This is a genomic window from Pseudoduganella namucuonensis (assembly GCF_900116645.1).
GTDB classification, from domain to species: Bacteria; Pseudomonadota; Gammaproteobacteria; order Burkholderiales; family Burkholderiaceae_D; genus Rugamonas; species Rugamonas namucuonensis.
Genome location: NZ_FPBO01000003.1, coordinates 127,177 through 141,983, shown reverse-complemented (window position 1 = coordinate 141,983; position 14,807 = coordinate 127,177). Strand labels below are relative to the sequence as shown.

Sequence of the window (14,807 nt, the reverse complement as noted above, 5' to 3'; positions counted from 1 at the left end):
AGATGTTTTGGTGTAAGCTGAAAGGCCCTATACGACTCCGAAACCGCCATGAATGACTTCGCCTTCAGCACCGTCGCTCACATCGTTTCCGAACTGGGCGCGGCCCGCAAACTAGGGACGCACGTGCACCTGCGCTTCCCTTCCGCTCAACGCGTCCTGCTGGTGACCGACCCGGGGTTCCTGAAAACCGGACTGGTGCAGGCGCCGCTGGACAGCCTGGAGGGCGCCGGGTTCCACGTGAAAATCTTCTCCGACGTGGTCGCCGATCCGCCCGAACCGGTGGTGCTGGCCGCCGTGGACGCGGCGCACGCGCACCAGGCCGACATCGTCATCGGCCTGGGCGGCGGCAGCTCGATGGACGTGGCGAAACTGATCGCCGTGCTGGCTGGCGGCGGGCAGGCGCTGGGCGACATCTACGGCATCGGCAACGTGCGCGGCGCGCGCCTGCCGCTGGTGCAGGTGCCCACCACCGCCGGCACCGGCTCGGAGGTCACCAACATCGCCATCGTGACCACCGGCGAGACCACCAAGATGGGCGTGGTGGCGCCGCAGCTGTACGCCGACCTGGCGGTGCTGGATGCGGAACTGACCGTCGGCCTGCCGCCCATGGTGACGGCCGCCACCGGCATCGACGCCATGGTGCACGCGATCGAGGCCTACACCAGCCGCCATAAAAAGAATCCCTTGTCGGACATGCTGGCGCGGCAGGCGCTGTCGCTGCTGTCTGCGAACCTGCTGCGCGTCTGCGAAAACGGCAAGGACTTGGCGGCGCGGCAATCCATGCTGCTGGGGGCGATGCTGGCGGGACAGGCCTTCTCCAACGCGCCGGTGGCGGCCGTGCACGCGCTGGCCTACCCCATAGGCGGCATTTTCCACGTGCCGCATGGCTTGTCGAACTCGCTGGTGCTGCCGCATGTGATGCGCTTCAACGCGCCGGCCGCGGCCGAGCTGTACGCGGAACTGGCGGGCATCGTGGTGCCGCACGCGACGGGCACGGCGGAGGCGAGGGCGGAGGCGCTGGTGGTGGCGATGCAGCAGATCGCCATCGTGACGGGGATAGAACGGACGCTGCAGCAAGTCGGGATCGCGGAGCGCGATCTGGACCGGCTGGCGGATGACGCGATGTTGCAGACCAGGCTGCTGGGCAACAACCCGCGCGAGATGAGCCGGGAGGATGCCCGGGCCATCTACGCGGCGGCCTTGTAGCCCGGGCGGGCCCGTCCGCGTCCCCAACCGTTTCCCCTGCCGCATCCCCGCCTTGCGCTCGCGGCGCGGGGATGGCGGCCTAGTTGGGCACGTCCACCACGGTGCCGCTCACGGTGATGGCGTTGGCGCCGGCGGTCGCCGCGATCGGCGGCACGTTGGCCACCGTGATCGGCACCGTGGCGCTGGCCCGCGTCACCGTCCGCACCACCTGCGACGGCGGCAGCGGCGAGGCGGTGCTGTTCTTCAGATTGGCGTACACGGCGTCCAGCGCGCGGAACAGGTAGACGTGCAGCGGCACGATCTGCCCCGGCAGCGCCGAGCTGAAGGAGTCGAAGTGGTTGGCGTTGGTCACCTCGATGTAGCGCAGCTTGCTGGCGCCGCCCTCCGCCGCCGCGTTCATGCCCAGATAGGCGCGCGAAGCGTGGTTGACCGGGATCAGCGCGTCGCTGCGGCCGGACACGATGATCGCCGGTTTGCCCTTCAGATTGCCGGTCGCCTGCACCTCGGCGATGCCGGTTTTCACGCGCGCGCTTTGCGCCGCCAGCGCACCCGTCAGCGCCGTGCCCGTGACCGTGTCGACGCCGGTGGCCAATGAACGCAGGCACAGGAAGCCGTCCAGCGACTGATCGGCCTGCCCGGTCGAGGACGACACGCCGAACGCGTACTGCCTGGCGCCGCCCACCGAATCCTCGTACACCACGTTGCCGATGATGCCGTTCTGGGTGGCGAAGCTGCCGGCCTTTTGCGCGGCGGTGAATGGCAGCACCGCGCCGGTCGCGTCGGTCGGCGCGAAGCTGAAGCCGCAGACCTTGTCGGTGACGGCGAACTTGCCGTAGGCGTAGGCGTAGGTCACCGCCACCAGGATGTTGGTGCCGGCGTGCAGGCCCTGCAGCACATCCGAGTCGGCGGTCCAGCCATAGGCTTTCAGCCTGGTCAAGGCGTTCGCCTGCTGCTCGGCGGCGTTGGCGCCCGTCAGCAGCCCCTTGGCGGCCAGCGAGGCGCAGCGCGCCAGACCGGTGGCGCCGCCGGCCGCGCAGGGCTGGTACAGCGCCGCGTAGGTCGAGTAGTCGAACAGCGCCCTGCCCTGCGCGGCCACGGCAGAGCCTCCCTGGCGCACCGTGTAGCCGGTGGCGGCCTTGGGCTGGATCTGCGGCTCCGTGGCCGCCACGGCGCTGATAAGGCCCTTGGTGTCCTGTTCGGCGGCCAGCAGCGCGGAGCCGGCGCCGTTGGAGATGCTGGAGGCGATCGCCACCGTGTTCTTCGGCGTCAGGCGCACGATGTGGCTCTTGCCGTCGGAGGCCAGGGTGCCGTATTTCTCGTTCAGCACGTAGTAGGCGAACTCGACCGCCTGCAGGGTCACCTTGCCCCAGTCCTTCTCCGGGTTCAGCTGCGAGTGCGCGTGCTTGAAGGCGACGCGGCCCGGGTAGCTGGCGTTGTACGCGGCGCGCTCCGCCTCGGTGACGGCGGGGGCGAAGCTGGCGTTCTTGCCGGCCGCCGTGCGCGTGGCGAGCAGGCCGTTCTGCAGGTTCACGCCGTCGTCGTCGAAGGTGTACAGGCCGGTGCCGCTGCCCTTGTCCGCGTAGGCCACCGCGCAGTTGTTCTTCAGGCCCCATTCCCCGGCGCTGCCGATGGCGCCGTAAATGCCGCGCGAGCCGCTGGAGGTGCCGGTGACGATGCAGGGGTTGACCGGGTCGAAGCCGGCCGGCACCTGCACCATCAGCGTCACGTTCATCTTGCCGCTGCCGTCGTCCGCGTACGCCATGTACTCGGTGCCGGCCACCATCCCCTCCCCCGCGCCCGCCACGCCGACGGCGTTGACGTTGGGGCCGTACAGGGTGCCATAGCCGCTGTTGGGGTTGATGTCGAGCACGGCGCGGTAATTGGCGAAGATCGCGTTGCGGCGCAGTTCCTTGGCGGTGGGATTGAGCGGATCGACATAGGCCGGCGCGGCGGCGGCGCCCAGGCCGGTTTTGCCTAGGCCGGCCGTCAACAGGTCGTCGCTGGTCCCGTCGTAGCTGGTGGTGGTGATCGCCCCCAGATAGGACGGCACGGCGTTCAATTCCTCCGGCTCGTTGTTGTGGTCGCCGCAACCGGCGAGGGCGGCGGCGGAAGCCAACAGGCTCAGCTTGGCTATGTGTGCGGGCAATTTCATGAGATCTCCACTTTCTACTTAGTAGTTGTCCAAAAATGCAAAACGCCGGACTGGCCGGCGTTTTTCTTGCTTGTCAGGCCGCTTTCCTCGCGGGTAGGCGCCCCATGATTTCTCCGACTATTCCGCGCCTGAACAACAGCACGCAGGCCACGAAGATCAGCCCCGTCACCATGCTGACCGCCTCGCCCAGGGTGTTGAACCACTGGACGCCGGTGGCCGCGCCCAGGAACTCGCCGATGTCGCCCAGCTTGTTCTCCAGCACGATGATGATCATCGCGCCCAGGATGGGGCCGGCCAGGGTGCCCATGCCGCCCACCAGGGTCATCAGGATCACCAGGCCGGACATGGCCCAGTGCACGTCGGTCAGCGTCTCGAAGCCCAGCACCACGGTCTTGGTGGCGCCCGCCAGGCCCGCCAGCGCGGCCGACAGCACGAAGGCCATCAGCTTGTAGCGGTCGACGTCGTAGCCGAGGGAGATGGCGCGCGGTTCGTTCTCCTTGATCGCCTTCAGCACCTGGCCGAACGGCGAGTGCACGGTGCGCACGATCAGCGCGAAGCCGGCGACGGCGATGGCCAGCACCACGTAGTACAGGGTGACGTCGTTGCCCAGGTCCAGCGCGCCCAGCAGCTTTCCACGTGGAACACTCTGCAGGCCGTCCTCGCCGCCGGTGAACGGCGCGCGCAACGCGCCGAAGTACACCATCTGCGCCAGCGCCAGCGTGATCATGGAGAAGTAGATGCCCTGCCGGCGGATCGCCAGGCCGCCCATCACCAGGCCGATCAGCGCGGCCGCCAGCACGCCGGCCAGCACGCCCAGCTCGAACGGCAGGCCCCACACCTTCAGCGCGTGACCGGCCGCGTAGCCGGCGCCGCCGAAGAAGGCCGCGTGGCCGAAGGACAGCAGGCCGGTGAAGCCGATCAGCAGGTTGAAGGCGCAGGCGAACAGCGAGAAGCACAGCAGCTTCATCAGGAACACCGGGTAACCGAAGAACGGCGCCGCCAGCGCCACCGCCAGCGCGATCCCGTAGCCTATGTTTTTATTCATCTGAACCCTCTCCTATTTCTCTTTGCCGAACAGGCCGGCGGGACGCAGCAGCAGCACGATCACCATCACCACGAAGACCACCACGGCCGAGCCCTCGGGGTAGAACACGCGGGTCAGGCCCTCGATCACGCCCAGGCCCAGGCCGGTGAGGATGGAGCCCATGATGGAACCCATGCCGCCGATCACCACCACGGCGAACACCACGATGATGAGGTTGGAGCCCATCAGCGGCGAGACCTGGATGATGGGCGCGGCCAGCACGCCGGCGAAGCCCGCCAGCGCCACGCCGAAGCCGTAGGTCAGGGTGACCATCAGCGGCACGTTGATGCCGAACGCCTCCACCAGTTTCGGGTTCTCGGTGCCGGCCCGCAGGTAGGAGCCGAGCTTGGTTTTTTCGATCACGTACCAGGTGGCCAGGCACACCACCAGCGAGGCCACCACCACCCAGGCGCGGTAGTTCGGCAGGATCATGAAGCCGAGGTCGGTCGCGCCCTGCAGCAGCTCGGGCGTCTCGAACGGCTGGCCGGAAACGCCGTAGAAGGAGCGGAACACGCCCTCCAGCACCAGCGTGATGCCGAAGGTCAGCAGCAGGCCGTACAGGTGATCCAGCTTGTACAGCCAGCGCAGCATGGTCTTTTCGATGACGACGCCGAACACGCCCACCAGCAGCGGCGCCAGCAGCAGCATGGCCCAGTAGTTGAGGCCGAGGTAGGTCATGCCTATCCAGGCCACGAAGGCGCCCACCATGTACAGGGCGCCGTGGGAAAAATTGATCACGTTCAGCAAGCCGAAGATGACCGCCAGGCCGAGCGACAACATGGCATAGAAGGAACCGTTGACGAGGCCCAGCAGCAGCTGGCTCAACATTGCGGGCAGGGGAACGCCGAATATATCCATGGCTACGCTAGAAAAAAGAGGGGGAAATAAGACGTCGTCCCCGCGCGGGCGGGGACGACGGAAGTGGCTACGACGTTACTTCCACAGCGAACACTTGGTTTCCGCCTTGGTCACATAGGCCTGGTCGCCGGGGATGGTGGCCACCACCTTGTAGTAGTCCCACGGGTATTTCGACTCGGACGGCTTCTTGACCTCCATCAGGTACATGTCGTGCACCATGCGGCCGTCCGGGCGGATCACGCCGTTCTTGGCGAACATGTCGTTGACCGGCGTTTTCTTCAGCTGCGCCATGACCTTGTCGGCGTCGTCGGTGCCGACCGCCTTCACGGCCTTCAGGTAGTTCAGCGTGGCCGAGTAGTCGGCCGCCTGCAGCATCGACGGCTCCTTTTTCATCTTGTCGAAATAGCGCTTGGCCCAGGCGCGGGTGTCCGCGTTCAGGTCCCAGTACCAGCCGTCGGTCAGGTACATGCCCTGGGTGGTGTTCAACCCCAGCGAGTGCACGTCGTTGATGAAGATCAGCAGGCCGGCCAGCTTCATCTTCTTGGTGATGCCGAACTCGTTGGCCGCCTTGATCGAGTTGATCGCGTCGCCGCCCGCGTTGGCCAGGCCCAGGATCTGCGCGCCGGACGATTGCGCCTGCAGCAGGAAGGACGAGAAGTCGGACGCCGACAGCGGGTGCTTGACGCTGCCCAGCACCTTGCCGCCGGACGCCTTCACCACGTCCGCCGTGTCCTTCTCCAGCGACTGGCCGAAGGCGTAGTCGGCGGTCATGAAGTACCAGTTCTTGCCGCCCTGCTTGGCGATCGCGCCGCCGGTGCCGCGCGCCAGCGCCACCGTGTCGTAGGCGTAGTGCACGGTGTACGGGGTGCACTCCTCGTTGGTCAGGCGGGCCGAACCGGCGCCGATCGAGATGAAGACCTTTTTCTTCTCGGACGCGACCTTGGCCATGGCCAGGTTGGCGCCGGAATTGGTGCCGCCGATCAGCAGGTCCACGCCCTGCTGGTCGAACCATTCGCGCGCCTTGGAGGCGGCGATGTCGGCCTTGTTCTGGTGGTCGGCGGAGATGAATTCGACCTTCTTGCCGGCGATGACGACGCCGGAATCTGCGATCGCCATCTTGATCGCCTCCGCGCCGCCCAGGCCGTCGATATCGGAGTACAGGCCGGACATATCGGTGATGAAGCCGATCTTGATGGTGTCCCCGGAAACCTGGGCCTGGGCGGTGCAAGTCAGGCCGAAGGCGCAGATGGCGGCGGTAGCGGTGGCGATAGTTTTCAGTTTCATGTTGTCTCCGTCAAAGGATTTGTAGGTCTTGCCCAACTCACACGCCCAGCAGCTCGGTCAACACCGGCATCTTGGCGCCCAACTCCGATGCAGCAAAAGTCTCGACGATCTGACCGTGCTCCACCACGTAAAACCGGTCCGCCAACGGAGCGGCGAAACGGAAATTCTGCTCCACCATGACGATGGTGTAGCCCTTCGCCTTCAAGGTCGTGATCATGCGCGCCAGCCCCTGCACGATGACCGGGGCCAGGCCCTCCGAGATCTCGTCCAGCAGCAGCAGCCGGGCGCCGGTGCGCAGGATGCGCGCCACCGCCAGCATCTGCTGCTCGCCGCCGGACAGGCGGGTGCCCTGGCTGTGCTTGCGCTCCTCGAGGTTGGGGAACATCTGGTAGATCTCCTCCACCGACATGCCCTTCTCCCCCGTGGCCAGTTGCGGCGGCAGCATCAGGTTCTCCTCGGTCGACAGCGACGAGAAGATGCCGCGCTCCTCGGGACAATAGCCGACGCCGAGGTGGGCGATCTTGTGCGTGGGCAACCCTATCGCCTCCACGCCGTTGACCTTGATCGAGCCCTTGCGCGCGCCCGTCAGGCCCATGATGGCGCGCAGCGTGGTGGTGCGGCCGGCGCCGTTACGGCCCAGCAAGGTCACCACCTCGCCCGGCTGCACCAGGATGTTCACGTTGTGCAGGATGTGCGATTCGCCGTACCAGGCCTGCAGGTGGCTGATTTCGAGCGCCGCGTTCGCTTTCATGTTCATCAATGCGCTCCCACCAGTTCGGTCGCCTCGGTGCCCATATAGGCTTCCATCACCTGCGGATTCCTGGACACCTCGGCGTAGCTGCCCTCGGCCAGCATGGCGCCGCGCTGCAGCACGGAAATCTTGTCGCAAATGCCGGACACCACGTTCATATTGTGCTCGACCATCAGGATGGTGCGGCCGGCCGACACTTTTTTAATGAGTTCGGTCACGCGGTGCACGTCCTCGTGGCCCATGCCCTGGGTCGGCTCGTCCAGCAGCATCAGCTCCGGCTCCATCGCCAGGGTGGTGGCGATTTCCAGCGCGCGCTTGCGGCCGTAGGGCATGTCCACCGTGACCGTGTCGGCGAACTCGGTCAGGTCCACCTCCGCCAGCAGCTCCATGGCCCGCGCGTTGAGCTTGTCCAGCACGCGCTCGCTTTTCCAGAACTGGAAGGTGCCGCCCAGCTGGCGCTGCAAGCCGATGCGCACGTTCTGCAGCACGGTCAGATGGGGAAACACGGCGGAGATCTGGAACGAGCGGATCACCCCCATGCGGGCGATCTGGGCCGGTTTGGCGGCCGTGATGTCGTTGCCGTTGAACAGGATCTGGCCCGAGGTGGGCACCAGGAACTTGGTCAGCAGGTTGAAGCAGGTGGTCTTGCCGGCGCCGTTGGGGCCGATCAAGGCGTGAATATGGCCTCGCTGGACCTTCAAGTTCACGTCGTTTACAGCAGTGAATCCCTTGAACTCTTTGGTCAAATTTCTTGTTTCCAAGATAAAGTTTGACATCGCGTCTCCTGGTTATTCTTAAGGAACTGCCAAATTATCAACAAATCATACACAGCTTGGAAATGATGAACAATACAGTATAACTACCGTTAACTTTGGATTTTTTGCCACAAATCAAGCGCCATGATTTATCTCAAAACGGACATCTTCTGAGGCTAACTCCAGGCTTTATGGATCATCTGCGCCGCTTTCTCAGCGATCATGATGGTGGGGGAGTTGGTGTTGCCGGAGGTGATGAACGGCATGATGGAGGCGTCCACCACGCGTAGTCCAGTTACACCGCGCACTTTGAGTTCACTGTCAACAACACTTGTCGCATCGTCGGCGCGTCCCATTTTGCAAGTGCCCACCGGATGGAAGATGGTGGTGCCGATATCGGCCGCCGCGCGGGCCAGTTCCTCCTCCGTCCGGTACTGGAGGCCGGGGCGGTATTCCTCCGGTTTGTACCTGGCCAGCGCGGGCGCGGCGGCGATCCTGCGCGTCAAGCCCAGCGCGTCGGCGGCCACCTTGCGGTCCTCCGGCGTGTTCAGGTACATGGGCGAGATCTTCGGCGGCGCGTACGCGTCGGCCGAGCCGATGCGCACATGGCCGCGCGAGGTCGGCCGCAGGTTGCACACGCTGGCCGTGAACGCGGGAAACGCGTGCAGCGGATCGCCGAACTTTTCCAGCGACAGCGGCTGCACGTGGTATTCCAGATTCGGCGCCGGCTGGCCCGGGTCCGAGCGGGCGAACGCGCCCAGCTGCGACGGCGCCATCGACATCGGCCCGCTGCGGAACATCGCGTATTCCAGGCCGATGCGCATCTTGCCGAACAAGTTGCCGGCCAGGATGTTCAAGGTCGGCGCCCCGCTCACCTTGAACACCATGCGCAACTGCAAATGGTCCTGCAGGTTGCCGCCCACGCCGGGCAGGTCCGCCAGCGGTTCGATGCCGTGTTCCCGCAGCAGGCCGGCCGGACCGATGCCCGACAGCTGCAGCAGCTGCGGCGAACCGATTGCGCCCGCGGCGAGGATGGTTTCGCGCGCCGCGTCCGCCGTGTAGCGCGTGCCGCCGCCGGTGAATTGCACGCCGCGGCAAACCGGTCCGAGCTCGCTGTGGACAATCAGCAGCTTTTCCACATGGCAGCCCGTCATGATGGTGAGGTTGCCCCGGGCCGCCGCCGTTTTCAGGAAGGCCTTGGCCGTGTTCCAGCGTATGCCGCGTTTCTGGTTGACCTCGAAATAGCCGCAGCCCAGGTTGTCGCCCCGGTTGAAATCGTCGACCTTGGGAATGCCGGTCTGCTCGGCCGCGTCGCGGAAGGCGTCCAGGATCTTCCACGACAGGCGCTGCTTCTCCACCCGCCATTCGCCGCCCGCGCCGTGGAACTCGGAGGCGCCGCCGTGGTGATCCTCGCTCTGCCGGAACAGCGGCAGCACCGCGTTCCAGCGCCAGCCGTCGTCGCCGCAGGCGTCGGCCCAGCGCTCGTAGTCGCCGGACTGGCCGCGCATGTAGATCATGCCGTTGATGGAGGAGCTGCCACCCAGCACTTTGCCGCGCGGATACAGCAGGCTGCGCCCGCCCAGGCCGGGATCGGCCTCGGTGCGGTACAGCCAGTCCGTGCGGGGATTGTCGATGCAGTGCAGGTAGCCGACGGGGATGTGGATCCACACGTAGTCGTCCTTGCCGCCCGCCTCGATCAGCAATACCGAGGCGTCCTTGTCGCGGGTGAGCCGGTTGGCGAGCACGCAGCCGGCGGTGCCGGCACCGATGATGATGTAGTCGAACTGTCCCGCTGATTCCAAAGACGACTCCTTAGTGTTGACTGATTTATTGTTCAACCCGCCCGCATTTCCCTCAACAACGTTTCCACCAGGGCCGCGGCCGGCATGGCGCGCGCGCGCCCCACTCCCGTGCCGCACCACAGCGACATCCATTCCGTGTCGCCGCGCTTGGCGGCCTCCGCCCGGATGGCGCCGGTCAGCGCGTTTTGCACCGGATAGGCGGGCACTTGCTCCTGCACCGCCGCCAGTTCGCGGATGAAGCGGTTCTCCAGGCCCCGCGCGTAACGGCCGGAAATGGCGCGGGTCTGGCGCGTGGGCTGGTCGCCGGCCGTCAGCAGCCGCCGCTTGTAGGCCGGGTGGATGGCCGATTCGTCCGTCACCAGGAACGCCGTGCCCATTTGCACCGCGCGGGCGCCCAGCGCCAGCATGCGGTTGATGTCCGCGCCGTCCATGATGCCGCCGGCCGCGACGACGGGGATCTTCACGGCGGCCACCACGGCCGGCAGCAGTTCCGCGGCGGCCAGCGTCGCGTCGGTTTGGGCGCCGATGAAGGTGCCGCGGTGGCCTCCGGCCTCCACGCCCGAGGCGATCACGGCGTCCGCGCCCACGGCCTGCCAGGCGAGCGCCTCGTCCACCGTGGTCACGGTGCCGGCCACGGCGATGCCGGCCTCGTGCAAGCGGGCCACCTGCACCGCGTTCAACTGGTCGAAGGTGAAGCTGGCCACGGCCGGACGCAGCGCCAGCAGCGCCTCGAACTGGGCGGCGAAGTCCTCGCACCATTTGGCGGGCATGGGCAAGGCGTCCCAGCCCAGTTCCGTCCATACCGGCTTGAGCAGTTCCACGGCGCGCGCCAACTCATCCGCGGAGGGCGACGGCGTGTTCTGGACGAAGAAATTGAGCAGGAAGGGCGCCTTGGTCAGCGCGCGGATGGCGTCGACCTGGGCGCGCAGCGTGTCCGGCGTCAACAGTGAGCCGGCCAGCGAACCAAGCGCGCCGGCGTTCGACACGGCGGCCACCTGCGCCGGCGTGTTGGCGCCGCCGGCGGTCGGTCCCTGGATGATGGGATGCGGAAAAAGCGATAGCAACTCCATGGGCAACCCTCCGTCAGGCCTGTTGATAACTCATTGGATATCCACAGGCACGAATTGTGAGTAAGCAAAAGGTAAACCGGAACGCGTTTTATTGTCCAGATACCGTCCCTCGCCAGTACACCGCTTGCGCGCCCGCTTATGCAGTTCGCAAACAACTGATTCTAATCCAGTAAACGCGGTTATCCACAGAAATGTGGCTACGTTAACAATTACTACTATTTTGTATACACGTCTTTTTAAAGTAAACCAAAGGCGACTTACCCGGTGCTGACGGCAAAACCACACACTCGGCAACAAAACGCCTGCCGCTTCCCCTATACTGGTCGAGACAACACAGCCGACATACCGGGGTGACTGTGGCACGACCAACGACAACAACGAAATCAGCCCGGTCCCAAGCCTACCTGCGCTTTCGCGGACGATTGCTGGCCGGCCTGATCGCCATGGCTTTGCTGGCGAGCGCCCTGGTCGGATGGCAAATCCGCTCTTCCGCGCTGGAACGCCAAGCCGCCCTGCAACGCCAGACCGAACAATTCGTTCGCGCGATGGAAGCGCATGTCATGTATGCGATCCAGTTCGTCGACCTGTCGCTGATCGGCTACGCCAACGCCATCAAGGTGCTGCCGCCCGAACAAAGCCGCTCCCCGGAAACACTGAACGCGATGCTGTCCTCGCACGGCTCCTCGTTCACCCATGATTTCTGGATCACCATCCTCGACGCGCGGGGCAAGGCCGTCGCCACCTCCACCGATTTGGCGGTCGCCGGAACCGACTACTCGGACCGCGACTATTTCCAGGCCCACAAGAACGGCGTCATCCAGGGCTTGTTCATCGGCGGACCCGGCCTGGGCCGCGTTTCCGGACAAAAGCTGTTCTTCCTTAGCCGCAGGATCGAATCGGCCAACGGAGAGTTCCTCGGCGTCATCGTCGCCCCGCTGGACGCGACCCGCTTCGCCACCGTGTTTGAAAACTCGCGCATCGCGCAGGACGTGTCGATCGCCCTGGTGCACAAGAACGGCCGGGTGATCGCCCGCGCGCCGAACTTCGACACCGCGTTCAATTTCGACCTGAGCAAGACGATTTTGTTCGAGAGCCTGGCGAAAAGCCCGTCCGGCAGCTATCGGACCGTCAGCAAAATCGACAAATTACCGCGCATTTTCAGCTACCGCTCCATGGACAAGCTGCCGCTGGTGGTCGCGGTCGGCAGTTCCGACCTGGACGCCGTGTGGTTCTCCGGTCCGGCCTTCATGGTCGGCGTGCCCGGACTCGCGCTGTTGCTGGTGCTGATGGTCGTCAGCGGCCATTTCGCGCTGCGCTCCTACGCCAAGGTGGAGGAACGCGAGGCGCGCTACCGCCAGCTCTACGTCTCCAGCCGGGACACGGAGGAAAAACTGTCCGCCAGCGAGCAGCGGCTGCGGCTGATCGCCGACAACCTGCCCATCGTCATCACCTATGTCGACCGCGACGAACGCTACACCTTCACCAACCAGCGTTTCGAACAGGCCTTCGACCTGCTCCCGGGCACGGCGCTCGGCCTCGACGTCGCGCAGGTCATCGGCCGCAACGCCTACGCCCTGTCCGAGCCATACCTGCGCAAGGCGCTGGCGGGCGAGATCGTCAGTTTCGAGCGTCCGCTGACCACGCGCGCCGGCGAGCGCTGGGACGCGATCACCTATGTGCCCGACGTCGGCGCCGACGGCCAGGTGCGCGGCCTGATCGTGATGGCGGAAAACATCACCGAGCGCCGGGCCGGCGAGGAAAGCATGAAGCTGGCCGCGCTGATGTACGAAAACAGCAGCGAAGGCATGATGGTGACCGACTTCGACGGCCTGATCCTGTCGGTCAATCCCGCCTTTTCCCGCATCAGCGGCTACAGCGAAGAGGAAGTCAAAGGCCACTGGGCCTACGAACTGACCTCGGGCCGCCAGGATTACGAGTTTTTCCACAAGATGCGGCACGCCATCATCCACACCGGCCAGTGGGAGGGCGAAGTCTGGCACCAGAACAAGCACGGCGAACACTACCTGGTCTCGCTGCGCTTCAACGCCGTGTTCGACAAGCACGGCGTGGCCTACCGGCGCGTCGCCCTGTTCTCCGACATCACCAAGAAAAAGGCCAACGAGGAACTGATCTGGAAGCAAGCCAACTTCGACGCGCTGACCGGCTTGCCGAACCGGCGCATGTTCCAGGAACGGCTACGGCAGGAAATGCGCAAATCGGACCGCGCCCACCTGCCGATGGCGCTGGTGTTCATCGACCTGGACGGTTTCAAGGAGGTCAACGACACGCTGGGCCACGACACCGGCGACATCCTGCTCAAGGACGTGGCGCGGCGGCTGCTGCAAAGCGTGCGCAGCACCGACACCGTGGCCCGTCTCGGCGGCGACGAGTTCACCGTCATCCTGGGCGAGCTGCGCGATCCGGCCGACGTGCTGCGCATCGCCCAGGACATCCTCAAGGCCTCGGCCACGCCCTTCCAGCTGGGCAATGAAGTTGTCCACATCTCCGCCAGCATCGGCATCACGCTGTATCCGGACGACGCCCACGACGCCGAGACGCTGGTGAAAAACGCCGACCAGGCCATGTACGCCGCCAAGCAGCAGGGCCGCGACCGTTTCAACTACTTCGCGCCCTTCATGCAGGAAGCCAGCCGGGCGCGGGTGGCGCTGGCCAATGAATTGCGCGACGCGCTGTGCGGCGACCAGCTGCGGGTGCTGTTCCAGCCCATCGTCGAACTCGACAGCGGCCGCATCCGCAAGGCCGAGGCGCTGGTGCGCTGGCAACATCCGACGCGCGGCCTGCTCGGACCGGCGGATTTCATCACTATCGCCGAGCACACCGGCGCCATCGTCGGCATCGGCGACTGGGTGTTCCGCCAAGCCGCCCGCCACGCCAAGCGCATGCAGCAGTTGCACGACCCGGATTTCCAGGTCGCGGTGAACAATTCGGCCTGGCAGTTCCGCGAGGGCGGCAGCAACTTCGGCGAATGGCTGGATTTCCTCGACGAGATACAGCTCCATCCGCGCAGCGTCATCATCGAAGTCAAGGAAAGCCTGCTGCTGGAGGCCAATCACGAGGTCGGCCGCAAGCTGCAAGCCCTGCACGAGGCGGAAATCCAGCTCTCGCTGGACGACTTCGGCACCGGCTACTGCTCGGTGGCCTTCCTCAAGCGCTACAACCTCGATTTCCTCAAAATCGACCCCGCCTTCTTTACCAATCTGGCCGACGGCGCCGATGGCGGCGCGATTTGCGCGGCGATGGTGGGGCTGGCGCACAAAATGGGCATCCAGATCATCGCCGAGGGGCTGGAAACGGCCGCCAACATGAGGACTTTGCGGGACGCCGGCTGCGATTTCGGCCAGGGCTACCTGTTTTCCAGGCCCCTGTCGGGGGAGGAATTGGCAAGTCTGATGGGGTCTGTTGATAAGTCCATGGATATCCACAGGACGGCGTGTGAGTAAACCACTGAATACTACACAGCTGAAATTTTATCCAGTTTTTGCCCCTGCGCTGGTACAAGCCTTGTCCAGTCGCTTATCTTTTTCCTAAATCCCTGATTTCGCTGTGGTTAACGTGCTTATCCACAGAAGTCGCGACGTTTACTATTACTATCATTCTTATATAAAGCTCTAGTTAACAAGCTAAGGAAGACGCGTGTCCGCAAGCGAAAAGCCTGGAGGCCAGAAATCGGGAAAAAGGGCGATTGTGGATAAGCTCATGCATATCCACAGGATGAGTTGTGGGAAAGCGGTGGAGTTGGGGACGGTTTTTTTCTTGTCCAGAAGTCGTCCTGGCTGGATACAATGCTTGTTCAGCACGTTTTAAGCGTCGTAAACCACTGATTT

The 14,807-nt window shown here is 64.9% G+C and carries 10 protein-coding genes; 2 read left to right on the top strand and 8 right to left on the bottom strand.

Annotated features, from left to right (window positions below; genetic code table 11):
• Window positions 1-48 precede the first annotated feature (48 nt).
• Window positions 49-1,206, top strand: a complete 1,158-nt coding sequence (locus BM436_RS04565; protein WP_093553991.1) for an iron-containing alcohol dehydrogenase — start codon at window positions 49-51, stop codon at window positions 1,204-1,206.
• 79 nt (window positions 1,207-1,285) lie between these two features.
• Here BM436_RS04565 and BM436_RS04560 read toward each other — a convergent pair whose 3' ends face one another.
• From BM436_RS04560 to BM436_RS04525, 8 genes are all read right to left on the bottom strand, one after another.
• A complete protein-coding gene (locus tag BM436_RS04560; protein ID WP_093553989.1) occupies window positions 1,286-3,358 on the bottom strand; it encodes a 3-hydroxybutyrate oligomer hydrolase family protein in 2,073 nt (690 codons plus the stop codon).
• Window positions 3,359-3,431: 73 nt separating this feature from the next.
• Window positions 3,432-4,403 carry a branched-chain amino acid ABC transporter permease gene (locus tag BM436_RS04555; protein ID WP_093553987.1) on the bottom strand — a complete coding sequence of 324 codons (972 nt, stop codon included), beginning with the start codon at window positions 4,401-4,403 and terminating at the stop codon, window positions 3,432-3,434.
• A gap of 12 nt (window positions 4,404-4,415) precedes the next feature.
• A complete protein-coding gene (locus BM436_RS04550; RefSeq protein WP_093553985.1) occupies window positions 4,416-5,300 on the bottom strand; it encodes a branched-chain amino acid ABC transporter permease in 885 nt (294 codons plus the stop codon).
• Between the two features lie 75 nt (window positions 5,301-5,375).
• The gene (locus BM436_RS04545; RefSeq protein ID WP_093554370.1) at window positions 5,376-6,584 is read right to left on the bottom strand and encodes an ABC transporter substrate-binding protein; all 1,209 of its coding nucleotides are present in this window, start codon (window positions 6,582-6,584) and stop codon (window positions 5,376-5,378) included.
• Window positions 6,585-6,621: 37 nt separating this feature from the next.
• Complete coding sequence (locus tag BM436_RS04540; protein ID WP_093554368.1) at window positions 6,622-7,335, bottom strand: ABC transporter ATP-binding protein; 714 nt, start codon at window positions 7,333-7,335, stop codon at window positions 6,622-6,624.
• Between the two features lie 5 nt (window positions 7,336-7,340).
• Window positions 7,341-8,111 (bottom strand): ABC transporter ATP-binding protein, encoded by a 771-nt coding sequence (locus BM436_RS04535; protein WP_093553983.1) that lies wholly within the window; start codon window positions 8,109-8,111, stop codon window positions 7,341-7,343.
• A gap of 155 nt (window positions 8,112-8,266) precedes the next feature.
• Window positions 8,267-9,892, bottom strand: a complete 1,626-nt coding sequence (locus tag BM436_RS04530; RefSeq protein ID WP_093553981.1) for a GMC family oxidoreductase — start codon at window positions 9,890-9,892, stop codon at window positions 8,267-8,269.
• A 32-nt stretch (window positions 9,893-9,924) separates the two neighbouring features.
• The gene (locus BM436_RS04525) at window positions 9,925-10,962 is read right to left on the bottom strand and encodes an NAD(P)H-dependent flavin oxidoreductase (RefSeq protein ID WP_093553979.1); all 1,038 of its coding nucleotides are present in this window, start codon (window positions 10,960-10,962) and stop codon (window positions 9,925-9,927) included.
• Between the two features lie 443 nt (window positions 10,963-11,405).
• Here BM436_RS04525 and BM436_RS04520 point away from each other — a divergent pair, with 443 nt between their 5' ends.
• A complete protein-coding gene (locus tag BM436_RS04520) occupies window positions 11,406-14,423 on the top strand; it encodes an EAL domain-containing protein (protein ID WP_143132968.1) in 3,018 nt (1,005 codons plus the stop codon).
• The last annotated feature ends 384 nt before the right edge of the window (window positions 14,424-14,807 follow it).